27 protein-coding genes are annotated in these 25,808 nt (G+C 60.2%); 26 read left to right on the plus strand and 1 reads right to left on the minus strand.

Annotated features, from left to right (window positions below; all coding sequences use genetic code 11):
• Positions 1-4: 4 nt before the first annotated feature.
• Positions 5-646, minus strand: coding sequence for a GntR family transcriptional regulator (locus DLM86_RS24985; RefSeq protein WP_110842802.1), 642 nt, complete (start codon positions 644-646; stop codon positions 5-7).
• A 186-nt stretch (positions 647-832) separates the two neighbouring features.
• On the opposite strand from DLM86_RS24985, the gene DLM86_RS24990 reads away from it, so the two are divergent.
• The 26 genes from DLM86_RS24990 (at position 833) to DLM86_RS25115 (ending at position 25,806) form a co-directional block, all read left to right on the plus strand.
• Entirely contained in the window at positions 833-1,993 is a 1,161-nt protein-coding gene (locus DLM86_RS24990) for a mandelate racemase/muconate lactonizing enzyme family protein (RefSeq protein WP_110842803.1), read from the plus strand.
• A gap of 58 nt (positions 1,994-2,051) precedes the next feature.
• The gene (locus tag DLM86_RS24995; RefSeq protein ID WP_110842804.1) at positions 2,052-3,077 is read left to right on the plus strand and encodes a zinc-dependent alcohol dehydrogenase; all 1,026 of its coding nucleotides are present in this window, start codon (positions 2,052-2,054) and stop codon (positions 3,075-3,077) included.
• A 12-nt stretch (positions 3,078-3,089) separates the two neighbouring features.
• Entirely contained in the window at positions 3,090-4,181 is a 1,092-nt protein-coding gene (locus tag DLM86_RS25000; RefSeq protein WP_110842805.1) for an ABC transporter substrate-binding protein, read from the plus strand.
• 53 nt (positions 4,182-4,234) lie between these two features.
• On the plus strand, positions 4,235-5,332 hold the full coding sequence (locus DLM86_RS25005; RefSeq protein ID WP_158289656.1) for an ABC transporter ATP-binding protein: 1,098 nt from the start codon (positions 4,235-4,237) through the stop codon (positions 5,330-5,332).
• Positions 5,325-6,170 carry an ABC transporter permease gene (locus DLM86_RS25010; RefSeq protein ID WP_110842806.1) on the plus strand — a complete coding sequence of 282 codons (846 nt, stop codon included), beginning with the start codon at positions 5,325-5,327 and terminating at the stop codon, positions 6,168-6,170. The genes DLM86_RS25005 and DLM86_RS25010 overlap by 8 nt, the downstream gene beginning before the upstream one ends.
• 8 nt (positions 6,171-6,178) lie before the next feature.
• Positions 6,179-6,967 (plus strand): ABC transporter permease, encoded by a 789-nt coding sequence (locus tag DLM86_RS25015; RefSeq protein WP_110842807.1) that lies wholly within the window; start codon positions 6,179-6,181, stop codon positions 6,965-6,967.
• Positions 6,964-7,710, plus strand: coding sequence for an HAD family hydrolase (locus DLM86_RS25020; RefSeq protein ID WP_110842808.1), 747 nt, complete (start codon positions 6,964-6,966; stop codon positions 7,708-7,710). The genes DLM86_RS25015 and DLM86_RS25020 overlap by 4 nt, the downstream gene beginning before the upstream one ends.
• Positions 7,711-7,731: 21 nt before the next feature.
• A complete protein-coding gene (locus tag DLM86_RS25025) occupies positions 7,732-8,598 on the plus strand; it encodes an MBL fold metallo-hydrolase (RefSeq protein ID WP_110842809.1) in 867 nt (288 codons plus the stop codon).
• 176 nt (positions 8,599-8,774) lie between these two features.
• Positions 8,775-9,713 (plus strand): HPr(Ser) kinase/phosphatase, encoded by a 939-nt coding sequence (gene hprK, locus DLM86_RS25030; protein ID WP_110842810.1) that lies wholly within the window; start codon positions 8,775-8,777, stop codon positions 9,711-9,713.
• A 29-nt stretch (positions 9,714-9,742) separates the two neighbouring features.
• A complete protein-coding gene (gene lgt, locus DLM86_RS25035) occupies positions 9,743-10,687 on the plus strand; it encodes a prolipoprotein diacylglyceryl transferase (protein ID WP_110842811.1) in 945 nt (314 codons plus the stop codon).
• Between the two features lie 32 nt (positions 10,688-10,719).
• Positions 10,720-11,358 carry a pyrophosphatase PpaX gene (gene ppaX / locus DLM86_RS25040; RefSeq protein ID WP_110842812.1) on the plus strand — a complete coding sequence of 213 codons (639 nt, stop codon included), beginning with the start codon at positions 10,720-10,722 and terminating at the stop codon, positions 11,356-11,358.
• A 15-nt stretch (positions 11,359-11,373) separates the two neighbouring features.
• The gene (locus DLM86_RS25045) at positions 11,374-11,862 is read left to right on the plus strand and encodes an acyltransferase (protein ID WP_110842813.1); all 489 of its coding nucleotides are present in this window, start codon (positions 11,374-11,376) and stop codon (positions 11,860-11,862) included.
• 185 nt (positions 11,863-12,047) lie between these two features.
• Positions 12,048-13,214 carry an ATP phosphoribosyltransferase regulatory subunit gene (locus DLM86_RS25050; RefSeq protein ID WP_110842814.1) on the plus strand — a complete coding sequence of 389 codons (1,167 nt, stop codon included), beginning with the start codon at positions 12,048-12,050 and terminating at the stop codon, positions 13,212-13,214.
• Between the two features lie 23 nt (positions 13,215-13,237).
• On the plus strand, positions 13,238-13,876 hold the full coding sequence (gene hisG / locus DLM86_RS25055) for an ATP phosphoribosyltransferase (protein ID WP_110842932.1): 639 nt from the start codon (positions 13,238-13,240) through the stop codon (positions 13,874-13,876).
• Between the two features lie 20 nt (positions 13,877-13,896).
• Positions 13,897-15,189, plus strand: a complete 1,293-nt coding sequence (hisD, locus tag DLM86_RS25060) for a histidinol dehydrogenase (protein ID WP_110842815.1) — start codon at positions 13,897-13,899, stop codon at positions 15,187-15,189.
• On the plus strand, positions 15,186-15,794 hold the full coding sequence (gene hisB, locus DLM86_RS25065) for an imidazoleglycerol-phosphate dehydratase HisB (protein ID WP_110842816.1): 609 nt from the start codon (positions 15,186-15,188) through the stop codon (positions 15,792-15,794). The genes hisD and hisB overlap by 4 nt, the downstream gene beginning before the upstream one ends.
• Positions 15,795-15,797: 3 nt before the next feature.
• Positions 15,798-16,439, plus strand: a complete 642-nt coding sequence (hisH, locus tag DLM86_RS25070) for an imidazole glycerol phosphate synthase subunit HisH (RefSeq protein WP_110842817.1) — start codon at positions 15,798-15,800, stop codon at positions 16,437-16,439.
• A complete protein-coding gene (gene hisA, locus DLM86_RS25075; protein WP_110842818.1) occupies positions 16,436-17,191 on the plus strand; it encodes a phosphoribosylformimino-5-aminoimidazole carboxamide ribotide isomerase in 756 nt (251 codons plus the stop codon). The genes hisH and hisA overlap by 4 nt, the downstream gene beginning before the upstream one ends.
• 48 nt (positions 17,192-17,239) lie before the next feature.
• The gene (gene hisF / locus DLM86_RS25080; protein ID WP_110842819.1) at positions 17,240-17,998 is read left to right on the plus strand and encodes an imidazole glycerol phosphate synthase subunit HisF; all 759 of its coding nucleotides are present in this window, start codon (positions 17,240-17,242) and stop codon (positions 17,996-17,998) included.
• Entirely contained in the window at positions 17,995-18,678 is a 684-nt protein-coding gene (gene hisIE / locus DLM86_RS25085; RefSeq protein ID WP_110842820.1) for a bifunctional phosphoribosyl-AMP cyclohydrolase/phosphoribosyl-ATP diphosphatase HisIE, read from the plus strand. Before hisF ends, hisIE begins: the two co-directional genes overlap by 4 nt.
• Before the next feature lie 228 nt (positions 18,679-18,906).
• The gene (locus DLM86_RS25090) at positions 18,907-19,857 is read left to right on the plus strand and encodes a ribose-phosphate diphosphokinase (RefSeq protein WP_110842821.1); all 951 of its coding nucleotides are present in this window, start codon (positions 18,907-18,909) and stop codon (positions 19,855-19,857) included.
• 128 nt (positions 19,858-19,985) lie between these two features.
• On the plus strand, positions 19,986-21,728 hold the full coding sequence (locus tag DLM86_RS25095; protein WP_110842822.1) for a tetratricopeptide repeat protein: 1,743 nt from the start codon (positions 19,986-19,988) through the stop codon (positions 21,726-21,728).
• Positions 21,729-21,766: 38 nt separating this feature from the next.
• The gene (gene trxB, locus DLM86_RS25100) at positions 21,767-22,714 is read left to right on the plus strand and encodes a thioredoxin-disulfide reductase (protein WP_110842823.1); all 948 of its coding nucleotides are present in this window, start codon (positions 21,767-21,769) and stop codon (positions 22,712-22,714) included.
• 168 nt (positions 22,715-22,882) lie between these two features.
• Positions 22,883-23,830 carry an ROK family glucokinase gene (locus DLM86_RS25105; protein WP_110842824.1) on the plus strand — a complete coding sequence of 316 codons (948 nt, stop codon included), beginning with the start codon at positions 22,883-22,885 and terminating at the stop codon, positions 23,828-23,830.
• A gap of 90 nt (positions 23,831-23,920) precedes the next feature.
• Positions 23,921-24,823, plus strand: a complete 903-nt coding sequence (gene rapZ, locus DLM86_RS25110) for an RNase adapter RapZ (RefSeq protein WP_110842825.1) — start codon at positions 23,921-23,923, stop codon at positions 24,821-24,823.
• Entirely contained in the window at positions 24,820-25,806 is a 987-nt protein-coding gene (locus tag DLM86_RS25115) for a gluconeogenesis factor YvcK family protein (RefSeq protein ID WP_110842826.1), read from the plus strand. Before rapZ ends, DLM86_RS25115 begins: the two co-directional genes overlap by 4 nt.
• Positions 25,807-25,808 lie beyond the last annotated feature (2 nt).

Raw genomic sequence — 25,808 nt, forward strand, 5'->3', positions numbered from 1 at the left:
TCGTTCAGTAGATATGCTTTTTCAAGACGGGCTCGATCATCGTCCAATCCTTGGTCTTGATGGCGTCGAGCAGCTCGCGGTGCTCCTGAATCAGTTGGGAGAAGTCGTTCAACTGATGCATGTGGGAGTTGTTCATGAAATGGAAGACGATTCGGGAGGAAACGCCCGACCACAGCGAGATCAAATACGGCTCTTCGGTCAAGGAAACCAAATATTCGTGGAATTGCAGGTCTTTTCGGACGATTGCGGCCAAGTCCGACTTCTGGCAAGCTTCGATCAGCTCGTTCAGGATGTTCTCCAAATATTCGAAATGACCGGCGACGAGACGAGGCAATATGGTCTGGATGCAATAAGATTCCAGCAAGACGCGCAGCGGGTTGAGCAAACGCTCGACCTCGTCTTTTTCGACGTTCGCGACGGTCGTTTCGCGGTGGGTTTGAGTAACCAGCAGCCCTTCGCGCTCGAGCAGCAAGATCGCTTCGCGGATCGGACCGCGGCTTACGCCCATATCCTTGGACAAGTCCTGCTCGCGCAATCGCTGCCCCGGCTTCAGCATGCCGCCGATCACGGCATCCTTGATATCCTGATAAATTTGGTTGCGCAGCGTGTCCGTCTTTTTTATCGAAAACCGAAATTCGGAACTCATTAATGATCCTCCGCTCTTAAAGTAGCATTCATTCCAACTATACCTTACAATAGCCGACAACACAACGATAGTCAACAATCAACAAAAAAATGATGAAGTAAATGTTATTGTTGACAATGACAAATGTATCGTCTACTCTAAAGGGGAGACATTCCTGCAGTTCACGATCTCAAAAGGAGCGCGATTATGAAAATTATCGATGTGTTGACAACTCCCGTATTGATTCCTTTCAAGAAACCCGCGAAATGGTCGGGCGGCACGCGGAGAAATGCGCCTGCCCTGATCATTCGGCTGCTGACGGACGAAGGCCTGATCGGCTTGGGCGAATGCGTCGGTCCGACGATTCCGACGATTCAAGCGATCGTCGAGAAAGAATTCAAACCGTTTCTGATCGGGAAGGACCCGATGCAAACCGAGCTGATCCTGCATCAGCTGGAAGAGTACGTGCTGAACTGGTCCCAAATCGGGTATTATGCCATGGCGGGAATCGATATCGCGCTGCTTGATCTTAAAGCCAAAGCGTTGAATACGCCGCTGTATAATCTGCTTGGCGGACTGTACCGGAAGGATGTCCGGTTTTCGGGGTATTTGTTCATCGACGATCCGCTTGTCAATGCGAAGGAAGCGGAGGAGCTGGTGGCGAAAGGATACGACGAGATCAAGATCAAGGTCGGCCGGGAAATCGATTATGATACGCAGCGGATCAAGGAAATTCGCCGGGCGGTCGGTCCGGACGTGAAGCTGAGAATCGATGCGAATCAAATATGGAGCGTCCCTACGGCCATTCGAGCCATCAACAAGATGGCGGAATACGATCTGCAGCTGGTCGAGCAGCCGGTGCCCTATTACGACATCGACGGTTTGGCCGCGGTCAGCCGGTCGGTGCCGGTTCCCATTACGGCCGACGAATCGTGCACGACCTTCGATTCGGCGGTCAAGCTGATCGAGAAAGGAGCCGTATCCGCCTTCACCGTGTATCCGTCGGAAGCGGGCGGGCTTCTCAAGGCGAAGCAGATCGTCGAGCTGGCCAACAGCTACGGAATCTGGTGCGTCACGGGATCGTGGGCGGAAACGGGAATCGCGACAGTGGCGAACGCGCACTTGATCGCTTCGTCCCGCAACTTCGTCTTTGCGAGCGATACGCACTATGAATGGTATGCCTCGGACGTTCTTCGGGATCCGCTCGTATTCGCCAACGGGAAATTGGCGATGACCGACAAGCCGGGTCTGGGCGTCGAGCTTGCCCCGGACTTCAACGGATTGGCCAAGGAAGAAATCCGGGAGATGGTGTTTTACGATGACGAGGCGGCCGTGCAATACCAGCCGCGCATCGGCATGATCCTTTGACGGCGGGCGTGCTGCGGGCTGCGAAGGAGGATCGGCTTCAACGATAGGAGGCGGCAATATGGCACAAACGATGCAAGCGCTCGTCTGGCACGGAACCGGGGATTTGCGAATCGAGGAAGTCCCGGTCCCCCGCATCGGAGCGAAGGACGTATTGGTGAAAGTGCGGTACGCGGGCATCTGCGCGACGGACCAGGAAATTTTCAACGGGCATTATCCGTATCCCGCCCCGTACATTCCGGGTCATGAAATAACGGGAACGATCGAGGAGATCGGGGAAGACGTCGAATCGCTGCGGGTCGGGGACCGGGTCGTCATCGATCCGGCCATCCCTTGCGAAACTTGCGGATTTTGCCGGAGCGGCCGTTCGGAATTTTGCCTGCACTATCGCGAGCTCGGGATCAACGCAAACGGGGGATGGGCGCAGTACGTCCAAGCGCCCGCCCGCTGCGTTTACCCCATCCCCGATTCGGTCGGGGACAAGGCGGCGGCGGTGATCGAACCCCTCGTCTGCCCGTTGGGCGCGGTTCATGCGGCAGGCGTCGAGGCGGGGGACCACGTGCTTGTGCTCGGCGACGGTCCGGCGGCGATGTACTTCGTGCAAATCGCCCGGATGATGGGGGCGGCTTCCGTGTCGGTTTCCTACAAGCTGGACTCCCGCACGGACAAACTGCGGACATACGGCGCAACCCGATTGGTCGAAAGCAAGCGCATTCACGAGCTGACCGATACGAAGACGTATCGGGCTCACGGGGGCTTCGATCTCGTCATAGACGCGGTAGGGTATTCGGAAACGGTAAAGCAAGCCGTCGAGCTGGTGCGCGTCGGCGGAAGGATCGTTCTGTACGGGCTGAAGGAAGCCGAAACGAAATCGTTTCCCCACAAGGAAATCGTCTTGAAAAATTTGACGCTGTACGGCAGAACCAACGCCCCGACGCTTTGGGGAAAAGCGATCGAAAGTATTGAAAACGGTTTTTTGCAAATCGATTCCATTCCCGACCTGGTGGTCGGCCCGCACGAAGTGGCGGACATTCTGGCCAAGCCGCATTGGCCGTGGGTAAAATGCATAGTCAAGTGGAGCGAGTAGGGGGGGATACGAATGAAAGGCAGAGTGCCGCTGGTGCGAGCGCTTGCATCGTTGTGGATGGTGATCGTTCTCGCCGCATGCGGGAGCGGGCCGACCTCCGGAACGACGGACAAACCGTTTGCCGGCAAAACCATCAACGTGCTGTCCTGGGAAGGATACCAGGAGCCCGATTGGGTGGATGCGTTCGAGAAGGAGCATGGCGTAAAAGTCCAGGTGACGTATGCGGGAAGCGTCGACGAAATGTTTTCGAAAGCGGCTTCCGGCTCGTTGAACTACGATTTGATCTTTATGGACGGAGGCTCCGTTACCCGCTACAACAAGCTGAAGCTGATTCGGCCCATCGACGTCGGCAAGCTGAAGCATTACGGGGAGCTGATCCCGAACCTGAAGAGCATCAACGACAAGCATGTCGTGTCGGACGGACAAACGTACGCGATCCCGTTCGCCTGGGGCTCGCTTCCGCTGGCCGTCAACAAGGATAAAGTGAAAGAGCCGGTCACCTCTTGGTCCGCCCTGTGGGACCCCAAGTATAAAGGCAAAATCGCGACGATCGACGACGCGAACAATCAGGTGGCGACGACCGCGCTGCTGCTCGGCTATCCCGATCCCTACAACCTGACGGACGAACAGCTGGCCGGGGTGAAGAAGAAGCTGATCGAGCAGAAGCCGTTCATCCGTTCCTACTACTCCGGGTTCGAGGACGGGAAAAACTTGATGGCCAGCGGAGAGGCCTGGATTTTGTTTACGCAAGGGCCGACGATGATTACCGACCTGGCCGAGCAAGGCATGAACGTGGAGGAAGTCATTCCGAAGGAAGGGGCGCTCGTCTGGATCGACAATGCCACCATCGGGGCAAAGACGGAAAACCCGGACCTCGTTCACCTGTATATCGACTACCTGATTTCTTCCGAAGTCCAGGCCCGGTTGATCCTGAAAACCGGCTACGGCGGAATCAACGGCCAGTCCGTCTCCCAATTGACGCAAGAGGAGGCGAAGAAAGCGCATATGGACGACCCGTCCTATTTCGACCGATTGGTGTACGTTGCGTATCCCGAGAGCTTCGAAAAGCGCGTCAAGCTGTGGAACGAAGTCAGGGCGCAATAACATCGCTAGGCAACAGGCGACGAACAGATTCTTGCAAGGGAAGGTTGGGTCATATGGACAGCTCCAATCCCGTCGTACTCGAGATGGAAAGCGTAACCAAAAAGTACGGCGCTTATACCGCCATCCGAAGTTTGGACTTGTCGATCCGAAGGGGCGAATTTTTCTCCATCGTCGGACCGAGCGGCTGCGGGAAAACGACCATCCTCAAAATGATCGCGGGCTTCGAATATCCGACAACCGGGTCCATCCGAATTGCGGGTAAGCCTTCGGACAGGCTGCCTCCGCACAAGCGAAGCGTCAATACCGTCTTTCAAAACTACGCCTTGTTTCCTCATATGAATATTTTCGATAATGTGGCCTACCCGCTTCGAATCCGGAAGGCGGACAAGGCGACCGTCCACCGCTCCGTTACGGAGCACTTGGAGATGGTCGGGATGACCCAGCACGCCTCCAAGTCGCCCCAGCAGCTGAGCGGAGGACAGAAGCAGCGGATCGCGCTGGCCCGCGCCATGATCGCGAGACCCGACATTCTGCTTCTGGACGAGCCGTTGTCGGCTCTCGATTTCCATCTCCGCCAGGAGATGCAGCGGGTGCTGAAGCAGCTCCAGCGCGACAGCGGCATTACGTTCGTTTATATTACCCACGACCAGGGCGAAGCGCTCAGCCTGTCGGACCGCATTGCCGTCATGAATCACGGCGTCCTGCAGCAGGTCGACACCCCGTCCGTCATCTATCGAAAGCCCGCGACGAAGTTCGTTGCCGGCTTTGTCGGGAAGTCCAACATTTGGAGGGGGGCGTTCGATGCGCGGCGGATGTTCGTCCCGTCCTCCGGAGGGGCGGGCTTGCGCATCAGGGACGAAGGAGAATTCCCGGCGGGCAGCGAATTTTATATTTCGCTGCGCCCCGACAAAATCCGGTTCGACCCCAAGGACGAGAGCTACGACAATTGCATCCGGGGAGCGGCCGTCGTCGATCTGGCGTATTACGGCTCGGAAAGGGAAGTTGCGCTGAGTGCGGAGGGATACGGCACGATGCTCGTCAAGCTTCACGAGCACGAATCGGCACACTTGAGACTCGGGGAGACCCGGGACGTCTACTTCCGTTCCGACGACGTCATCTCGATCCCGATAAGCGGAGACGCCTATGAGTAACAAAAATCTTATCGCGGGGCTGACCCTTCTCTGGGTAGCGGTGTTCATTCTCGTTCCGATCGGCATCATGATCGCTTACAGCTTCTGGCATGTGCAAGATTTCAAGGTCGTCAAGGAATTGACGCTTCGCAACTATACGGAGGTTTTGACGAACGGCACTTATTTGTCCATCCTGTGGAAAACGGTCCGGTTGGCCGCACTCGTCGGACTGTTGGCCGTTCTGATCAGCTACCCGTTGGCTCTGTTCGTTCATATCCACGGCGGGAAGCATAAGGAGTTTTTGTATCTGGCGGTGCTTGCGCCGCTCTTGGTCGGCTATTTGATCCGGGTTTACGCGTGGAGATCGATCTTGGGGGAAAAAGGGGTCATCAATTCCGTTCTGACGATGACGGGGATCTTGTCCGAGCCTACCGGCAAGCTGCTGTTCAACCCGGCTTCGGTCGTCTTGACGATGCTGTGCATGACCATCCCGTTCACGTTCATCCCCATCTACAATTCGCTGGAGAAAATTCCGGCGTTTCTGCTCAACGCGGCGGCCGATCTGGGCGCCAACGCGCGCCAAACGTTCGCCACCGTGCTGCTTCCGCTCAGTCTGCCCGGAATTGTAACCGGTTTTATGTTCGCCTTCGTCTCGGCTTTGGGCGATTACATGACCCCGTCGCTCGTCGGCGGCACTTCCGGCATCCTGATCGGGAACCTGATTCAATCTCAATTCGGCAACAGCTTCAACTGGCCGCTCGGCTCCGCTCTTGCCGTCGTAATACTGGCGATCGCCCTTACGGTCATCGTCGCCGCTCAAAAGCTGGGCGACGTGAAGGGCGTCCTCGAGGAAGGGTAGGGAGACGTGTGAACATCGGGAAGTTCTTGCTTGTCGCGTTGGCGGGTGCCGTCTTTTTCTTTATGTATTTCCCCATAGCGGTAATCGTCCTGTTTTCGTTCAGCTCGGGCAAAATACCCGCCTTTCCGATCGACGGGTTTACTTTGCACTGGTATGAGGAGCTTTTCCGGGAGCCGAAGCTGTGGGTTGCCGCCAGGAACAGCCTGCTCGTCAGTGTTCCGTCGGTCCTCGTCAGTACCGTATTCGGCACGATGGCGGCCTTTTTGTTCCAGCGTCATGCCTTTCCCGGACGGGGCCTTCTGCAGATGGCGATTCTTATGCCTTACGTGCTGCCCGGCATCTTGACCGGCATTTCCTTGACGCTGCTGTTCAAACTGCTGAACGTGTCCGCGTCGCTGCTGACGGTGATCGTCGGCCATGTCGTTCTGATTACGCCGCTCGTCATGGTCATGACGATCAACCGGCTGAAGCGGTTGGACCGGTCCATCGAGCTGGCGTCGATGGATCTGGGGGCAAGCCCCGCGGCCACCTTCTTTAGAGTCACGCTGCCGAACATCAAGGGAGCGATCATCGGCGGCATGCTGCTCGGCTTGACCGTCTCGTTCGACGAGGTGATCGTGACGTTCTTTTTGATCGGGACCGACAACACGCTGCCGATGCAGATTTGGTCCATGATCCGTTACGGGTTCTCGCCGCAGATTAACGCCATGTATTCCATGATCATCGTCGTCACGCTGTTCGTCGTGTTCATGATGAACCGGAGCAGCCCGGAGAATAAGGGAGGGAATCGAAAATGACGGGGAAGACCGTATATTTCGGAGAGAGGGCGGCCGCGGTCAAGTGTGTGGCTTTCGATAAAGACGGGACGCTGTTCGGGGCGTCCGGATTTTGGCGCCATATCGATCATTTGCGGAAGGAAGAGTTCGTCGCCCGCGTCGGACGCGAGCATCAAGCGTCATGGAGCCGGCTGATGGGTCTCGGGGAAGAGACGATCGACCATCAGGGCGTGCTGGCGGTCGCGTCCACCCAGGAGGAAATTACGCTTGTCGCCGGTCTGATTTACCAGCTGAAGGGCTGGCCCTGGGTCCAATGCAAACAGTTATCGGCGGATATATTTCGGCAAGCCGACGCGAAGCTGCAGATCGATCAGGCGTTCCGCCCGGTGGACGGAGCGGCGGACGTGTTCCGCACTTTGACGGAAGCGGGCCTCGTTACGGGTATCCTGACTTCCGACGCTTCGGCTCGCACGGAAGCTTGCATGCGACATCTGGGCGTCTCCGACTTGCTGCAGTTCGTCATAACCCCCGAGAAGGTCCGAAACGGGAAGCCTGCCCCCGATATGGTTCACAAGGCGTGCGAGCAGCTCGGCATCGAGCCGTCCGAGATGGCGGTCGTCGGCGATTCGCTGGTCGACCTGTCCATGGCCAAAGCGGCGGGCAGCCTGGCCGTCGGCATCGTCACCTATGAAGGGTCCGCCGAGGAGCTGGCTCCCGAAGCGGACGTGCTCATCCGCTCGCTCCGGGATATCCGGGTCGGCTGAGCCGGAAAGGAGATTATCGATATGAGCTTGATGCGCAACGTATACCGAGAAGGCGAATCGCTCGCCCGGCAAATCGAATCCACCCGCGTCCCCGACGGGATGCTGGCCGTCTGGCACCTGGGACAGGAATCGGTTGCCGTCAAAGGGGGCGGCGTGATCGGCTATTTCGATCCGTACTTGACGGACAGCGTCGCCGAAGCCGATCCGGACGGCCCTTGGAAGCGCGCGTTCCCGTCTCCCTTGCCTCCCGAAAGGATCACGCATGCGGATTACGTATGGATCAGCCACAACCACGGCGATCATCTCGACCCGGCGACGCTTGCCGGCATATATCGGGCGTCCCCTCGCGTCGTGTTCGTCTGCCCGGCTCCGCTTGCGGGCATCCTGAAGGAGATCGGCATCCCGGAAGACCGCATCGTCACGGTCAAAGGGGGGGAGACGATCCGGCTCGGCGAGCTGTCGGTGGACGTCATCCCTTGCAAGCACGAGGAGTTCGACCGGGATGCGGACGGGAACTATCCGTATGTGGGGTACGTCGTGCGGTGGAACGGCGTCGTTTTCTATCACGCGGGCGACACGATCCTCTATCCCGGGCTCGCGGAGACGCTGCGGACGCACCGGATCGATATCGCCTGCCTGCCGATCAACGGGGCAGACCTCAAGCGCCGCGAGGCGGGCATCGTCGGCAACATGGGCTTCCGCGAGGCGGCCGATCTGGCCGCGGCGATCGAGGCGGATCTGGCGATCCCGTTCCACTACGATCTGTTTCCGTTCAACGCCGACAATCCGTCCTACTTTGTCGATTATGTGGTGCGCGAGTATCCGTACCAGAAATTCAAACTGATGCGGGTCGGCGAACGCCTGCTCTATGCGAGCGAGAAGGCGTAAACGACCCGGACTCCGTTCCTCCTTAAGGGGGAGCGGCTTTTTTTTGTGGGATGCGGGACATGCCCGTTGTCGATGCGGGGCCGGCCGGCAAGATCCGTCCAGGGCGCATATGTGTTGCTTTCGCCACGCAATTCCATTACGATGGAAACAACGGATTACACAAAGGAGCGTCTAGCATGGGGAAAAAGACGAAAGTATCCGACCTCGTCCGCCAGTTCAAGCTGGAGGTCGTGGCCGGAGAAGAAGGGCTCGGGCGGCTCATCAAGGTGGCGGACATCTACCGGCCCGGCTTGGAGATGGCGGGATATTTCGCCTATCATCCCCGCGAGCGGGTACAAATATTGGGCAGGACGGAGCTGACGTTCTTCGAAACGCTGTCGGCGGAGGAGCGGCTGGACCGGATGGCGAAGCTGTGCAACGAGGAGACGCCCTGCATTATCGTGACGCGCGGCCTGACCGTGCCCGAGGAGCTGATTCGGGTCGCTCACGAGGAGAAGCTCCCGGTTTTGCGCAGCACGTTGGCGACGACGACGCTCGTCAGCCGGATTACCGGCTACCTGGAAGACAAGCTGGCGCCTACGACGACGATTCACGGCGTGCTCGTCGAGGTGTACGGAATCGGCCTGCTCATCACCGGCAGCAGCGGCATCGGCAAGAGCGAGACGGCGCTCGAGCTCGTCAAGCGCGGGCACCGGCTCATCGCCGACGACGCGGTTGAAATTCGCCAGACGCCGGACAACGTCCTGAGCGGCAACGCCCCCGAATTGATCAAGCATCTGCTCGAAATTCGCGGGGTCGGCATCATTAACGTGATGACGCTGTTCGGAGCGGGAGCGATTCGCAACAACAAGAAGATTTCGCTCGTCATCCGGCTGGAGACGTGGCAGCAGGACAAGGAGTACGACCGGCTCGGGCTCGACGAGGAGCTGACCCGCATTTTGGAGACGGACCTGCCGCTCGTCACGATCCCGGTTCGCCCCGGGCGCAACTTGGCCGTCATCATCGAGGTGGCCGCGATGAACTATCGACTGAAGCGGATGGGCTACAACGCCGCCCTGCAGTTTACGAACAAGCTGACCGAGTCGATATCGGGCGATCTGGACGATTCGGAATAACGATAGAAGGCAAGCAAAGGAGCTGGACTATGGCTTATTTGGTTAATCCGGTCGCATTCTCGCTCGGACCGATCGATGTGCATTGGTACGGCATCATTCTCGGCACGGCGGCCCTCGTGGGGCTGTGGCTTGCGGTCATGGAAGGCAAGCGGTTCGGCATATCGCCGGACTTTTTCATGGACCTGCTCCTGATCGGCGTGCCGTCGGCCATAATCGGGGCGCGCATCTATTACGTCGCGTTCAAATGGGATGCGTACAAAAACGACTTGCTTGAAATTTTTCAAATCTGGCACGGCGGCATCGCCATATACGGCGCCCTGATCGGCGCGATCATAGCCGGCTATATTTATACGAAGCGCAAGGGGTACGGCTTCTGGCGCATCGTCGACGTATGCGCGCCTTCGCTCATCGCCGGCCAGATGATCGGCCGCTGGGGCAACTTCGTCAATCAGGAAGCGCACGGAGGTCCGGTATCCGAATCGTTCCTGCGGAATACGCTGCATCTGCCGAGCTGGATTACGGATCAGATGTACATCGAAGGGCAGTTTTACCATCCGACGTTCCTGTACGAGTCGCTGTGGAACCTGCTCGGGCTGCTCCTGCTGTTCTGGCTCCGCCGTCGTCCGTTTCTGCGCGCGGGCGAGCTGTTCTTCTCCTACTTCATCTGGTATTCGATCGGCCGTTTCTTCATTGAAGGGCTGCGTACGGACAGCCTCGCCTTCACGGCGCCTTCCGGCCTCGCCGCCTTCATCGACGCGCTCTGGTCCCCGATGCGAATCGTGTTCGAGCCCGGCATGATGGACTACGGCAACGTGCGCATCTCGCAGCTGCTCGCGCTTCTCATCATCGTCGCCGCGATCGTCCTGATCGTCGTTCGGCGGAAGAAGGGCTGGGCGTCGGAGCGGTACGCCGACCCGATCGTGTCGACGAAGTCTCCGGCAGCGGCCGGAGCGGACGCGGGCGAAGGCATTTGACACCGACACCACATCCGGGAGGACGCAGGCCGATGGCTATCGCCGCCATGTTGTTCGATCTCGACGGGACGATCGTCGATACGAACGAGCTGATCATTCAATCGTTTCTGCATACGCTGGAGGGCGAAACCGAGGAGCCGTTCACCCGGGAGCGGATCGTCCCGCATATGGGATTCCCGCTCTTGGAGCAGCTCCGGTTTTTTACCGGCAAGGAAGACGTGGACGAGCTGGTCGTGAAATACCGCCAATTCAATTTATCCCGGCACGACGAGCTCGTCACCGAATTTCCGCACGTTCGCGAGGTGCTGGCCGAGCTGCGCGGCCGGGGCGTGAAGCTCGGCGTCGTGACCAATAAAATGCGTCAAACGACGCTTATGGGACTGAAGCTGTGCGGCTTGGAGCCGTATATGGAAGCGATCGTTACGGTGGACGACGTGACGCGGGGCAAGCCCGATCCCGAGCCGGTGACGAAAGGGCTCGAGCGGCTGGGCGTCTCCGCCGGCGAGACGCTGATGATTGGGGACAGCCAATACGACATCGTCGCCGGGCGCGAGGCCGGTACGAGAACGGCCGGCGTATCGTGGTCGCTCAAGGGCGAGACCTACCTGCGCTCGTTCAAGCCGGACTACATCATACGGGACATGCGGGAACTGCTCGATATTGTCGGATAAAGAGGGAGACCGGAAGTGAGACGAACGGAACGGTACCCGGTCGACGGACCGAACGCCCTATGGCAAATTTACAAGACGGTCAGCAAATGGAAGGCGGTTCGCAATTTCGTCTTCATCCAGCTTGCCCGGTACTGCCCGTCGCTGCCGGTCAAAAATTGGATCTACCGGCGCGTGCTCGGCATGGAGGTCGGGGAGAACGCCGCATTCGCGCTGATGGTGATGGTGGACGTCTTTTTCCCCGAAAAAATCCATGTCGGCCGCAACACGATCATCGGATACAACACGACGATATTGGCCCACGAATATTTGATCAAGGAATACCGTCTCGGCGACGTCCGCATCGGATCGGACGTCATGATCGGCGCGAATACGACCATTCTCCCCGGCGTCACGATCGGCGACGGGGCGGTCGTGGGGGCGGGCTCGGTCGTCCACCGCGACGTCGAGCCGGGAAGCTTCGTAGCCGGCAATCCGCTGCAAGTTATCCGGCGCCCGGGGGAATGACGCTCCCCGGGTTTTTCCTTTTTTCCCCGAACCGACGAAACCCGATTGACGACGCGGATCGCCCGTGGTAAACTTACAGCTATATTCTTTAATTTGGTAGTATGGTAGCATGGTATCGCTTTAAAGTGATGAAGTGATTAGGCCATGAATGCCGTACGGAATCGATGTCAAGAACGGGGTGCCTCATGTCGAAACCGAAAGTGTTTGAGAAGCCGACCGGCGTCAAAGATTATTTGCCGGATACGGTCGCCAAGCTGCGGCGCATCGAGACGAACGTACTGGAATGCATGCGCAAGTGGGGGTACCGGCAAATCATTACGCCCACGCTCGAATATTACGATACGGTCGGAATGGCCAGCTCGACGTCCGACCGGAAGCTGTTCAAGCTGCTGGACAAGAAAGGGACGACCGTCGTGCTCCGTTCGGACATGACGGCGCCGATCGCCCGCGTCGTGGCTTCGCTCCTGAAGGAGCAGCCGTTCCCGCTGCGGCTTTCGTACCATTCGAACGTCTTTCGCGCGTTCGAGGACGAAGCGGGCCGGGAGGCGGAATTTTTCCAAACCGGCGTGGAGCTGGTCGGCGATCCGACGGCCGATGCCGATGCGGAGGTGGTGGCGCTCGCGATCGCCTGCCTGAAGGCGGCGGGCATCGGCCAGTTCAAAATCGCGCTCGGCCACGTCGGCTTCCTGAACGGCCTGTTCCAGGAGGCGCTGCCGGACCGGCCGGACGCGCAGAGCGCGCTGAAAGACCGTCTGCTCCAGCGCGACCACGTCGGATACCGCGAGCTGCTGCGCCGGACGGAGCTGGACGCTACGGTCCGCGCCGAGCTCGAGGGGATTTTGCGGCTGCGCGGCGGCCAGGAAATATGCGAGCAAGCCCGGGCGCTGTCGAACGACCGGATGGCGCAGGAGGCGATCCGCCATCTGTGCGAAGTGTGGGACGTTTTGCAGGCGTACGGCGTCAGCGAGCACGTGCTGATCGATTTGACGATGATCGGCGACTTCACCTATTATACGGGAATGACGTTCGAAGGGTACGCCGCCGACCTCGGCTTCCCGGTATGCAACGGCGGCCGCTACGACAATTTGCTTCAACAATTCGACCGCCCGGCGGCCGCTACCGGCTTCGCGCTCAAGACGAACCGGATCATGGAAGTGACGGCCCAGGAAGAAGCCGACCGTCGCCCGTACCGGGTGCTTGTCCTGTACGCGCCGGTGAAGGTCAAGGAAGCGCTCGACTGCGCGCGGGAGCTGCGCCTGCGCGACGATGCGATGGTGGAGACGGCGCGGCTTGCCGGGCAGCGCGAGGCGGGGCTGGCCGCCGGCTACGACGAGGTTATCGAGTTCGTCTGATGGATCAGGAAAGGGTGGTCGCGATGGGAGACCTGTTGAAAGTGGCGATTCCGAAAGGACGGATCGTCAAACATATACACCGGTTGTTTCAGGAAGCGGGTCTGCCTCTCCCGGAAGAGCTGGACGACTCGCGGAAGTTCATTATTCCCGCTCACGAGATGGGAATGGAGTTTATCGTCGCGAAGCCGGCGGACGTGCCGACGTACGTCGAATACGGGGTGGCCGATATCGGCATCGCCGGCAAGGACGTGCTGCTCGAGGAAAACCGGAACGTCTACGAGCTGCTCGATCTCGGCATCGCCCGCTGCCGCTTCTCGGTCATCGGCTTGCCGGACTGGAAGCCGGTGCTCAATCCGCGGGTGGCGAGCAAGTTTCCGAACGTGGCGTCGCAATATTTCCGCGAGAAGGGGCAGCAGGTCGAAGTGATCAAGCTGAACGGCAACGTCGAGCTGGCTCCCTTGATCGGCTTGGCCGACCGGATCGTCGATCTGGTCGAGACGGGCAATACGATTCGCGAGAACGGGCTCGTCGAGCTGGAGAAAATAACGGACATCACGAGCCGTCTGATCGCGAACCGGGTCAGCTACCGGATGAAAAACGACGCGGTGCAGCGGCTGTGCGACCGGCTGCAGTCGGCCGTAACGGCCGCCGCCGCGCGATGAACGGAAGGCAGGCGAATACGATGCGGATCATGAAAGCGGGCGAATTCAAGCTGGAGCGGGAAGTCGAATACGGCACGCCCGAGCAGAACCGGACCGTTCAGGACATTCTCGAGCGCGTTCGGACGGAGGGCGACGCGGCGGTGCTCGAGCTGACCGAGCGGTTCGACAAGGTGAAGCTGCAAGCGAGCGAGCTGCGCGTCACCGATGAGGAAATACAAGCGGCTTACGGCCGGGTGGAGCCGGCGTTCGTCGAGGCGCTGCGCCGGGCGTCGGCGAATATTCGCGCGTTCCACGAGAAGCAGAAGCGGTCGTCGTGGATGGACGTCCAGCCGGACGGCACGATACTCGGGCAAGTGCTCCGGCCGCTTCGGCGGGTCGGGCTGTATGTGCCGGGCGGCAAGGCGGCGTACCCGTCGTCCGTGCTCATGAACGCGATCCCGGCCCAAGTGGCGGGCGTGCCGGAAATCGTCATGGTGACGCCGGCGTCCACTGGCGGCCAAGCGGGAATCGACCCGTACATCCTCGTGGCGGCGGCCGAAGCCGGCATCCGCGAGATGTACCGGGTCGGAGGAGCGCAGGCCGTCGGCGCGCTCGCTTACGGCACGGCGACGATTCCGCCGGTCGACAAGATCGTCGGCCCCGGCAACATCTACGTCGCGCTGGCGAAGCGGTACGTGTACGGCGTCGTCGACATCGACAGCATCGCGGGGCCGAGCGAAATTCTCGTCATCGCCGACGACAGCGCGGACCCGGGCTACATCGCGGCCGACCTGCTGTCGCAGGCGGAGCACGACGAGATGGCGTCGGCCATCCTCGTCACGACGTCGACGGCGCTCGCCGAGGCGGTGCGGGCCGAGGTGGCCCGGCAGCTGGAGCCGCTGCCGCGCAAGGCGATCGCCGAGCAGTCGATCCGCGAGCGCGGGGCGATTCTGATCGCGGCGAGCGACGACGAGGCGGTCGCGACGTCGAACCGGCTCGCGCCGGAGCATCTCGAGCTGCTCGTGCGGGAGCCGTTCGGCTGGCTCGGCCGGATCGAGAACGCCGGCGCCATCTTCCTCGGGCCGTACAGCACGGAGCCGGTGGGCGACTATTATGCCGGCCCGAACCATATTTTGCCGACGAACGGCACGGCGAGGTTCTCGTCCCCGCTGAACGTCGACGACTTCGTCAAGAAATCGAGCGTCATCCATTACAGCAAGGAAGCGCTGCTGCGGGGCGGCGAGGACATTATGACGCTGGCCAAGCACGAAGGACTGGAAGCCCATGCGAGGGCGGTCCAAATCCGACTGGAAAAGGAAGGGAAGCGCACATGAGCGAAACGGCGAATCGCCCGGCCCGTACGGCCGGAATCGAACGGAAGACGAACGAGACGAACATCAAGCTGTCGTTCAACGTGGACGGCAGCGGCGTATCGGAAATCGAGACGGACGTCCATTTTCTGAACCATATGCTCGACCTGTTCACGAAGCACGGACAGTTCGACCTGCGCGTCGAAGCGGACGGCGACGTCGAAATCGACGACCACCATACGACCGAGGATATCGGCATCTGCCTCGGCCAGGCGCTCCGCGAAGCGCTCGGCGACAAGCGCGGCATCAAGCGGTACGCGAACGTGTTCGTGCCGATGGACGAGGCGCTCGCGCAGGTTGCGATCGACATCAGCAACCGGCCGCATCTCGAATACCGCGCGGAATTCCCGTCGGCGCAGGTCGGCAGCTTCACGACGGAGCTCGTCCACGAGTTTCTGTGGAAGTTCGCGCTGGAGGCGCGCATTACGCTGCACGTCATCGTCCATTACGGACGGAACACGCACCATATGGTGGAGGCGGTATTCAAGGCGCTCGGCCGCGCGCTCGACGAAGCGACGTCGATCGATCCTCGCGTGCAGGGCGTTCCTTCGACGAAAGGAGTGCTCTGACGCGTGATCGCCATCATCGATTACGGCATGGGGAATTTGCACAGCGTGAGCAAAGCCGTCGAACGGCTCGGCTACGAGGCGGTCGTGACGTCCGACCCGGAGACGATCCTGGCGGCGGACGGCGCCATCCTGCCGGGCGTCGGCGCGTTCGGCGACGCGATGGCCGAGCTTACGGCAACCGGGCTGCGCGATACGGTCGTCCGCTACGCGGAGAGCGGCAAGCCGCTGCTCGGCATTTGCCTCGGCATGCAGCTGCTGTTCACGGAGAGCGAGGAGCACGGCCGCCACGAAGGGCTGAACCTGCTGCCGGGCAAGGTGATCCGCTTCCGCGGTCCCTATAAGGTGCCGCATATGGGGTGGAACCGGCTCGCGTTCCGGCAGGCATCGCCGCTGTTCGAGGGGCTGGAGGAGGGACACGTCTATTTCGTCCACTCGTTCCATGCCATACCGGAGGTGACGACGGATCTGCTCGCGACGACCGATTACTTTCAGGCGGTGACGGCGGTAGTCGGGCGCGGCAGCGTGTACGGCATGCAGTTTCACCCGGAGAAAAGCGGCGAGCTCGGCATGCGGCTGCTCGGCCGTTTCTTAAGCCTTTGCGGGACGGCGGAGCAGCCTTCCGTGGAAGCGGGGAACGCGCCATGAAGTTCCGGCCGTGCATCGATATCCACCAAGGCAAGGTGAAGCAGATCGTCGGCGAATCGCTGCAGCCGGACGCGAGCCGCGTCGTCGAAAACTTCGTATCCGTCCACACGCCCGGCTATTACGCGGCGATGTACCGCGAGGACGGCTTGACCGGCGGCCACGTCATCATGCTGGGGGCGGGCAACGAAGAGGCGGCGGAGGAAGCGCTGCGCGCCTACCCGGGCGGCCTGCAGATCGGCGGCGGCATAACGGCGGACAACGCGGAACGGTACCTTTCGCTCGGCGCGTCGCACGTCATCGTCACCTCGTATATTTTTCAGGACGGCAAGCTGAACATGGACCGGCTGGACGCGATCGTCGAGAAGGTCGGCAAGGAGCGGCTCGTCATCGATCTGAGCTGCAAGGAGAAGGACGGCAAGTATTACGTCGTGACGAACCAATGGCGGACGTTCAGCGATTTCGAAGTGAACGGCGCGGGGATCGCGCGGCTGGAGGCGTACTGCGACGAGCTGCTCATCCATGCCGTGGACGTCGAGGGGAAGCGCGAAGGGGTGCAGGAGAAGCTAGCGGCCGGACTGGCGGAATGGACGACGATTCCGACGACGTACGCCGGAGGCGCCCGCTCGCTCGACGACCTCGAACGGTTCCGCGATATCACGGGCGGCAAGCTCGACATCACGATCGGCAGCGCGCTCGACATCTTCGGCGGACAGCTGCCGTATCGCGATGTCGTCGAGTTTTGCCGCTCCTGACGGGGCGGATACGTTCCGATTTTGTAGGCAGAGAGGGGGAAGGGCCCAATGCTGGCGAAACGAATTATCCCGTGCTTGGACGTGAAGGACGGACGCGTCGTGAAGGGCGTCAATTTCGTCAATTTGCGCGACGCCGGCGATCCGGTGGAGCTGGCGGCCGCTTACGACCGGGAAGGCGCGGACGAGCTCGTCTTCCTCGACATTTCCGCTTCGTTCGAGGGACGGGCGACGATGGTCGAGGTCGTGAAGAAGACGGCCGGCGAAATTACGATTCCGTTCACGGTCGGCGGCGGCATCGCGAGCGTGGACGACATGAAGCGGCTGCTCCGGGCCGGAGCGGACAAGATCGGCATCAACACCGCGGCGGTCAAAAACCCGCGCCTCGTCGCGGACGGAGCGGCCAAGTTCGGCTCGCAATGCATCGTCGTGGCGATCGACGCGAAGTTCAACGCCGACTGGGACGAATGGGAAGTGTACACGCACGGCGGGCGCAACGCGACCGGCATGAAGGCGCTCGAATGGGCGCAGCACGTCGAGGAGCTTGGCGCGGGCGAAATTTTGCTCACGAGCATGGACGCCGACGGCACGAAGGACGGCTTCGACCTGAAGCTGACGCGGGCGGTGTCGGAGCGGCTCGGCATCCCGGTCATCGCTTCGGGCGGCGCGGGGCGCAAGGAGCATTTTTACGACGTGTTCACGCAAGGGAAGGCCGACGCGGGACTCGCGGCGACCGTGTTTCATTACAAAGAAATGACGATCCAGGACGTCAAGGACGATCTGGCGGGCAAAGGAGTGGAAATCCGGTGAGCGGACAACAATTCGAACAACTGGCGGGCGTTGTCAAGTGGGACGCCCAAGGGCTCGTGCCGGCGATCGTGCAGGATGCGGCCAGCAAGGAAGTGCTCATGCTCGCATACATGAACCGGGAATCGCTCAAGCTGACGCTCGAGTCGGGAGAGACGTGGTTTTGGAGCCGCTCCCGCTCGGAGCTGTGGCACAAGGGCGCGACGTCCGGCCATACCCAGAAGGTGCGGTCGCTCCGTTACGACTGCGACGGCGATACGCTGCTCGTGACGGTGGATCAGACGGGGCCGGCCTGCCATACGGGCAAGTACAGCTGCTTTTACAACGAGGCTGCGGCGACCGGAGACAGCTCCTCCGCTGAAGCGGGCTCGGCCGGCGAAGGCCGGTTCGGCATTCTCGCCAAGCTGGAGGCGACGATCGCGCAGCGCGACGCGGAGCGTCCGGAAGGGGCGTACACGACGTATTTGTTCGAGAAAGGCGTCGACAAAATTTTGAAGAAAGTCGGCGAGGAAGCGGCCGAAGTGATCATCGCCGCCAAAAACCGCAGCCGCGACGAGCTGCGCTACGAGGCGAGCGACCTGATCTTCCACCTGATGGTGCTGCTGCGCGAGCAGCGGCTGCCGCTCGACGACGTGCTCGCCGAGCTCGGCCGCCGTCATGCGGCGAAACCGACGCCCGAGTAACGTTTCCATTCGGCATCATGTCCCGGCAACCGCGGCATGATGTCGTTTTTTGTGACAAAATGATGAATTGCGCCACTTAATCCTTTTGAAAAAACGAATCGGCAAGGTATAATAAACGATGGACTCATACGAGCCCTGTCGAGTCAAGTTAAAATTTGTTGAAGCCAGCGATTACCCGCTGCCGAACCGAACAGGCTGAGACGCTTTCACCATTTTTAGGAGGTAACCATGTACAAGGACCAATGTAAAATCTTTTCCGGATCGTCCAATCCGAAGCTGGCGGAAGCCATCTGCGCCGAACTCGGCATTCCGCTCGGCCAAATCAAGCTGTCCCGTTTCAAAAGCGGCGAAGTGTACTGCTTGTACGAAGAGTCGATCCGCAATTGCGACGTTTTCCTGGTGCAGACGTTCTCAGCCCCGATCAACGATCATTTCGTCGAGCTTCTCGTCATGATCGACGCGGCCAAGCGGGCGTCCGCGAGAACGATCAACTTGGTCATCCCGTACTATGGTTATTCCCGTCAAGAGCGCAAAGCCGCTCCGCGCGAGCCGATCTCCGCGAAGCTCGTCGCCGACGTGCTGACGACCGCGGGCGCGCACAGCATCCTGACGGTCGACCTGCATGCGCCGGCCATCCAAGGCTTCTTCAATATACCGGTCAACCATATGACGTCGCTCGACCTGATCAGCGACTACATCCGCAGCAAAAACATCAAAAACCCGGTCGTCGTCTCCCCGGATGCGGGACGAGCCACGACGGCGGAAAACTTGGCGAACATCCTGAACGCGCCGTTCGCGATCATGATCAAGAAGCGCCACGCCCACAACGAGGCGACGATTACGCACGTCATCGGCGACGTCGAAGGCCGGACGCCGATCATTATCGAGGATATGATCGATACGGGCAACACGATCGTCAAGGTCGTCGAAGGACTGAAGGAGCGCGGAGCGGAGGACAGCTTCGTCTGCGCCACCCATCCGGTCTTCTCCGGACCGGCGCTGCAGCGCCTCGACCATCCGAACATCCAGGAGGTCGTCATTACCGACTCGATCGCGCTTCCCGACGACCGGCCGACGCGCTTCAAGGTGCTGTCGCTCGCCCATCTGTTCTCGGACGCCATCCGCATCATCCGCGAGGGCGGTTCGATCAGCACGCTGTTCAAGTACGGCGGCGTTTGACCCCAAGCGCCGATTCAGGCCGGCCTCCGGCGCTCGCACTTGCTGCGGCGGCGCCGCAAACCAGTAGGTAATCTCGAAGATGTGTGGTATACTTTGAGGAAAGTCCAGTTGCCGGAGGTGCCTGAAGCATGGCAAAGAAAAAGCATGTGGCTACAACCAAAAAGCGCAATGTCATCAATGTCCAAATGGATGCCACGTTCTTTTTCGAGAGAGCCGTCCATTCGTTGGACCGACACCGCTACGATCGGGCGCTGAAATATTTCCGCCGGGCCGTCGAGTTCGAGCCGGAAAATCCGGTCAACCATTGCAATTTGGCCGGCGTGTTGTCCGAAACGGGCGAATACGAAGAATCCAACCGCATCCTGCAGCATATCGTCGAGCAGATCGATCCGTCGATGACCGAGTGTTACTTCTATATGGCTAACAATTACGCCAATATGGAAAACTACGAAGCGGCGGAAGAAGCGCTCGTTTATTATTTGGAGCACGATTCGAACGGTCATTTCCTCGAGGAGTCCGAGGAGATGATGGAATTGCTCGGCTACGAGCTGGAACGTCCGACGAAGCTGACGTCGATCAAGAGCCGGGAAGGGATGTTCGAGCACGACAAGGCGAGAACGCTGCTCGAGGAGGGCAAGTTTTCCGAGGCGGTGCGCATTCTCGAGAAGCTCGTGAAGAAGACGCCCGATTTCATGGCGGCGCGCAACAATTTGGCGCTGGCCTACTATTATATGGGTTTGTTCGACAAGGCGATGTCGACGATCCGGCAAGTGCTGGAGCTGGAGCCGGGCAATTTGCACGCGCTGTGCAACTTGGCGATTTTCCATCAGCACAACGGGGAACGGGAGCCGCTCGACGAGCTGCTCGTCTGTTTGCGCAAGACGTATCCGATGCACTACGATCATGTGTTCAAGCTGGCGACGACGATGGGCATCTTGTCCGAGCACGAGACGGCGTACCGGCTGTTTCGGCGTTTGCTCAAGACGGGGGAGTCCGGTCTCGATCCGTGTCTTTATCACTACACCGCGGTGGCGGCATACAATATCGGCAAGTACGCCGAGGCCGAGAAGCTATGGCGCACCGTCGAGAAGCTCGATCCCGGCACCGACGTGCCCCGCTATTACATGGAGCAGCTGAAGGAAGCGGTCAACGGCAACAAGAAGCAGGTCGGCTACCATTACCATCTTCCGTTCGAGGAGCAGTTCCGCGCGATGGAAATATCGGCGGACGGCATTCCCGATCAGCTGAAGCGGGACCCGCTCGTGCGCTCGTCGTTTTTTTGGGCGCTGCGCCACGGCGACGTCGAGACGAAGCTGCAAGTGATCCAGGCGTTCGGCATGATCGCCGACAGCGAGGTCGAGGACGCGCTGCGCGAATTTCTGCTCGACCCGGCGGAGGACGAATATTTGAAGAAGGTGGCCATCTTCGTGCTGCGGAGCATGCGCGCGAAGGAGCCGATCTTCGTCAATTTGGACGGACGGGAGACGCCGCTGCAGTCGTCGCCGTGGTCTCCGAATTTGCCGGTTTGGAAAGACAAGTGGCAGTCCGTCATGGAGACGGCGCTTCGCAAAATGGATAAGCGGTACGACATGATCCAGCAGCACGATTTGGAGACGCTGTGGGTCGAATTTTTGACCCGCGTCTATCCGAACGCACCGAAAATCGGCAAAGTGGAAGGGTGGGCCGCCGCCCTCGAATATTTGACCGCGAAGATGCACCGCCGCGCCATTTCGTACCACGAAGTCGCGGTCCGGTACGGCATTTCCGTCGCCACCGTCAGCAAAAACGTGAAGGTGATCGACGTCGCGTGCGGATTGAAGGAGAAGATGGACGCGATATTCCCGAAGCTGTCCCATTCGGAGCCGTTTTAATCCGCATCGACCTTACGTTACCGAAGGAGGAATGAGACATGTATAAAACGATCGTAGTCGGCACCGGTCCCGCGGGACTGACCGCCGCCATCTATTTGGCCCGCGCCAACCTGAATCCGCTCGTCATCGAAGGTCCGGAGCCGGGCGGGCAGCTCACCACGACGACGGAAGTCGAGAACTTCCCGGGCTTCCCGGAAGGCATCATGGGCCCCGAGCTGATGGATAACATGCGCAAGCAGGCCGAGAAATTCGGCGCGCAATTCCGTACCGGCTGGGTGAACGAGGTCGACCTGTCGAAGCGTCCGTTCACGCTGAAGATCGAAGGCGGCGAGGAGCTCGTGACCGAGACGCTGATCATCTCGACCGGCGCCTCCGCCAAGCTGCTCGGCATCGAGAACGAGCGCGACAACATCGGCCGCGGCGTGAGCACGTGCGCGACCTGCGACGGCTTCTTCTTCCGCAACAAAAAGATCGTCGTCGTCGGCGGCGGGGATTCGGCCATGGAGGAAGCGAACTTCCTGACCCGCTTCGCCACCGAGGTGCGCATCGTCCATCGGCGCAGCGAGCTGCGCGCCTCCAAGATCATGCAGGACCGCGCGCGCGAGAACGCGAAAATTACGTGGAGCCTGAACAAAACGCCGGTTGCGGTCGTAGCCGGGGAGAAGGGCGTCACGGCGCTGAAGGTGAAGGACAGCGAGACGGGGGCGGAAGAGCTGATCGAAACCGACGGCATTTTCGTCGCGATCGGCCATACGCCGAACACCGGCTTCCTGAAAGGACAGCTGGAAACCGACGAGCTCGGGTATTTGAAGGTCAAGCCGGGCACCTCCGAGACGAACGTTCCGGGCGTGTTCGCCTGCGGCGACGTGCAGGACCACAAGTACCGCCAAGCGATTACCGCGGCGGGAAGCGGCTGTATGGCGGCGCTCGATTGCGAGAAGTTTTTGGAGGGCAACGCGGTTCACGATTGGAGCAAGACGCTGTAACCGATCAAGTGACGGGGGAACGGAAGTTCCCTCTTTTCTTTTGGCGAAAGGTGCCGAAAAAGCGCGCCGCCGCGCGGTTTGGAAAAGCCCGGCATCACTTGACCAGACCGGTGGGTTGGCTTATAGTGGGTACAGTAGAATACAATTTCGGTCGAGGTGACATTGGGAATGTCGGAGAAGATTTATGTCGGCGTGGACTTGGGCGGCACCAATATCAAAGTGGGCATTTGCGACGAGCAAGGGAACCTGCTGCATACGTATGAGGGGCCGACCGGCGTCGAGAACGGGCCGGAGGCGGTGTTGGACCGCATCGTTCAATACGTGAAGCAAATCGTGTCCGATTCGACTTACCAGTGGGAGCAAGTGGCCGGTGTCGGAGCCGGCATCGCCGGATTTATCGACTTGGCGACGGGGACCGTGCTGTGGGCCCCGAATTTGAAATGGAAAGACATTGCGGTGAAGCAGGAGCTCGAATCGCGCCTCGGACTTCCGGTCGCACTCGACAACGACGCTAACGTGGCCGCGCTCGGCGAAGCATGGAGCGGTGCCGGGGCCGGTCTCAACCATATCGTAGCTTTCACGCTCGGGACGGGCGTGGGTGGCGGCATTATTATTAACGGCAAAATTTACCAAGGGTTCCGCGGCATGGCAGGCGAGCTCGGCCATATCAAGGTCGTGCCGGATCTGGAAGCGATTCAGTGCGGCTGCGGACAGCTCGGCTGCGTGGAGACCGTATCGTCGGCGACCGGCATTATCCGTTCGGCGAAGGATGCGGTGGAGCGCGGCGAGACGACGACGCTTTCGCTGAACGAAACGATTACGGCGAAAGACGTGTTCGACGCCGCGAAGGACGGAGACGAAGTGGCGATCCGCATCGTCAAGCGGGCCGCTTATTATTTGGGCAAGGCGATGGCCGCCGTCGCGGTCGTGCTCAACCCGCAGCGGTTCGTCATCGGCGGCGGCGTCTCGCGCGCCGGCGACATTCTGTTCGACGAAATCCGCAAAGTCTACGCGCAGAACGTGCCTGAAGTGTTCACGCAGGGCGTCGACATCGTGCCGGCGAAGCTCGGCAACGATGCGGGCGTCGTAGGGGCGGCCGGATTAAATTTGAGGTAGCGCTCATAGGTTAGTTGTATAGAGGGCACGAAAGTGCCGACGACCATGTCCGGCCGCGACAGTCTCTTGAAACGTGGGGAGGGGATACGCATGGAGGACATCGCGAACGGCGCGAAGCTCGTCATCATTACGGGGATGTCGGGAGCGGGGAAGACGATCGCGGTTCAAAGCCTGGAGGACCTCGGGTTTTTCTGCGTCGATAATTTGCCGCCCGTGCTGATCCCGAAGTTTGCGGAGCTGATCGACCAATCGAAGGGCCGGATCGGGAAGGTGGCGCTCGTCATCGATTTGCGGGGGCGGGAGTTTTTCACCGCTTTGTCCGAATCGCTGCGCACGATCCAAGACAACTATACGATTACGTACGAAATCTTGTTCCTCGACGCGACCGATTCGACGCTCGTGCAGCGGTACAAGGAAAGCCGCCGCCGCCATCCGCTGGCGCCCGACGGCCTTCCGCTCGACGGCATTCATCTGGAGCGGAAGCTGCTGGAAGAGCTGAAGGGGATGGCGACGCAGGTGATCGATACGAGCAGCCTGAAGCCGGCGGAGCTGAAGGAGCGGATCATTTCCCGGTTTACGAGCATGGGCAAAGGAAGCATTTCCGTCAACGTCATCTCGTTCGGGTTCAAATACGGCATTCCGATCGACGCCGACTTGATCTTCGACGTCCGCTTCCTGCCGAATCCGCATTATGTGGAGCACCTGCGGCCGAATACGGGGCTCGATCCGGACGTGTACGAGTACGTCATGAAGTGGACCGAGACGCAGGAGTTTTTGACGAAGCTGATCGACATGCTCCAGTTTCTCATTCCGCAGTACGCCAAGGAAGGCAAGAGCCAGGTCGTCGTCGGCATCGGCTGCACGGGGGGCAAGCACCGTTCGGTATCGATCGCCGAATATTTGGGCAAAATGCTCGGCAACAGCGAAACCGAAATCGTCCGCGTCAGCCATCGCGACGCCGATCGGGACCGACGTCCCGAGGTGAATCGATGAGCGCGATCAAGCGGGAAGCGGGCCGTCCCCGCATCGTCGTCATCGGCGGCGGTACGGGTCTGTCCGTCATGCTGCGCGGGCTGAAGGAGAAGCCGCTCGACATTACCGCCATCGTGACCGTGGCCGACGACGGAGGCAGCTCCGGCGTGCTTCGTTCCGAGCTGCAAATTCCGCCTCCCGGCGATATTCGCAACGTGCTGACGGCACTCGCGGACGTGGAGCCGCTGCTGTCGCAAATGCTGCAGCACCGGTTTTCGAGCGGCGCCGGCCTGGCGGGACACAGTCTCGGCAACCTGATGCTCGCGGCGATGAAGGATATTACCGGAGACTTCGTAACCGGCGTCAGGGAGCTGAGCCGGGTACTGGCCGTCCGGGGGCGGGTGCTGCCCGCGAGCGCCCACCAGATCGTCCTGAAGGCGGAGATGACCGACGGGACGATTATAGTGGGCGAGTCGAATATTCCGCTTGCCGGAGGAAAAATTAAACGGGTGTTCATCGAGCCCGCCAACGTCGCGCCGCTGGACGAAGCGGTCGAAGCGATCCGCGAGGCGGACGCCATATTGGTCGGGCCGGGCAGCTTGTACACGAGCATCCTGCCGAACCTGCTCGTGCCGAAGCTGGCGGAAGCGATCGTGGGCTCGAATGCGATCAAGATGTTCATCTGCAACGTCATGACGCAGCCCGGCGAAACGGACGATTTCTCGGTCGGCGACCATTTGCAAGCGGTCTACGACCATGTCGGACACCAGCTGTTCGATTACGTCATCGTCAACAACGGGGAAATTCCGCCGCAGGTGCAAAGCAAATATGCGGAGCAGGGGGCGAAAGCGGTTCACCTCGACTTGGACGAGGTGGAAAAGCGGGGGTACAAGGTGATCGCCGACCGGCTCGTCTTGTTCCGGACGTATTTGCGGCATGACGCGGAGAAGCTGAGCCATCATATTTTTCAATTGGTGGAAAGCTGGATGGTACGAAAGAGGTGACG

The organism is Paenibacillus flagellatus (genome assembly GCF_003217775.1).
Lineage (GTDB): Bacteria > Bacillota > Bacilli > Paenibacillales > NBRC-103111 > Paenibacillus_AB > Paenibacillus_AB flagellatus.

Excerpts from the sequence above, each read along its gene's own strand:
- DLM86_RS24990 (WP_110842803.1), top strand. The coding sequence starts at position 833 with ATGAAAATTATCGATGTGTTGACAACTCCCGTATTGATTCCTTTCAAG.
- DLM86_RS25025 (WP_110842809.1), top strand. The coding sequence starts at position 7,732 with ATGAGCTTGATGCGCAACGTATACCGAGAAGGCGAATCGCTCGCCCGG.
- DLM86_RS25005 (WP_158289656.1), top strand. The coding sequence starts at position 4,235 with ATGGACAGCTCCAATCCCGTCGTACTCGAGATGGAAAGCGTAACCAAA.
- lgt (WP_110842811.1), top strand. The coding sequence starts at position 9,743 with ATGGCTTATTTGGTTAATCCGGTCGCATTCTCGCTCGGACCGATCGAT.
- rapZ (WP_110842825.1), top strand. The coding sequence starts at position 23,921 with ATGGAGGACATCGCGAACGGCGCGAAGCTCGTCATCATTACGGGGATG.
- DLM86_RS25095 (WP_110842822.1), top strand. The coding sequence starts at position 19,986 with ATGGCAAAGAAAAAGCATGTGGCTACAACCAAAAAGCGCAATGTCATC.
- DLM86_RS25105 (WP_110842824.1), top strand. The coding sequence starts at position 22,883 with ATGTCGGAGAAGATTTATGTCGGCGTGGACTTGGGCGGCACCAATATC.
- hisG (WP_110842932.1), top strand. The coding sequence starts at position 13,238 with ATGGGAGACCTGTTGAAAGTGGCGATTCCGAAAGGACGGATCGTCAAA.
- DLM86_RS25010 (WP_110842806.1), top strand. The coding sequence starts at position 5,325 with ATGAGTAACAAAAATCTTATCGCGGGGCTGACCCTTCTCTGGGTAGCG.
- trxB (WP_110842823.1), top strand. The coding sequence starts at position 21,767 with ATGTATAAAACGATCGTAGTCGGCACCGGTCCCGCGGGACTGACCGCC.
- DLM86_RS24995 (WP_110842804.1), top strand. The coding sequence starts at position 2,052 with ATGGCACAAACGATGCAAGCGCTCGTCTGGCACGGAACCGGGGATTTG.
- hisB (WP_110842816.1), top strand. The coding sequence starts at position 15,186 with ATGAGCGAAACGGCGAATCGCCCGGCCCGTACGGCCGGAATCGAACGG.
- hisD (WP_110842815.1), top strand. The coding sequence starts at position 13,897 with ATGCGGATCATGAAAGCGGGCGAATTCAAGCTGGAGCGGGAAGTCGAA.
- ppaX (WP_110842812.1), top strand. The coding sequence starts at position 10,720 with ATGGCTATCGCCGCCATGTTGTTCGATCTCGACGGGACGATCGTCGAT.
- hprK (WP_110842810.1), top strand. The coding sequence starts at position 8,775 with ATGGGGAAAAAGACGAAAGTATCCGACCTCGTCCGCCAGTTCAAGCTG.
- DLM86_RS25000 (WP_110842805.1), top strand. The coding sequence starts at position 3,090 with ATGAAAGGCAGAGTGCCGCTGGTGCGAGCGCTTGCATCGTTGTGGATG.
- hisA (WP_110842818.1), top strand. The coding sequence starts at position 16,436 with ATGAAGTTCCGGCCGTGCATCGATATCCACCAAGGCAAGGTGAAGCAG.
- DLM86_RS24985 (WP_110842802.1), bottom strand. The coding sequence starts at position 646 with ATGAGTTCCGAATTTCGGTTTTCGATAAAAAAGACGGACACGCTGCGC.
- DLM86_RS25115 (WP_110842826.1), top strand. The coding sequence starts at position 24,820 with ATGAGCGCGATCAAGCGGGAAGCGGGCCGTCCCCGCATCGTCGTCATC.
- DLM86_RS25020 (WP_110842808.1), top strand. The coding sequence starts at position 6,964 with ATGACGGGGAAGACCGTATATTTCGGAGAGAGGGCGGCCGCGGTCAAG.
- DLM86_RS25090 (WP_110842821.1), top strand. The coding sequence starts at position 18,907 with ATGTACAAGGACCAATGTAAAATCTTTTCCGGATCGTCCAATCCGAAG.
- DLM86_RS25050 (WP_110842814.1), top strand. The coding sequence starts at position 12,048 with ATGTCGAAACCGAAAGTGTTTGAGAAGCCGACCGGCGTCAAAGATTAT.
- hisF (WP_110842819.1), top strand. The coding sequence starts at position 17,240 with ATGCTGGCGAAACGAATTATCCCGTGCTTGGACGTGAAGGACGGACGC.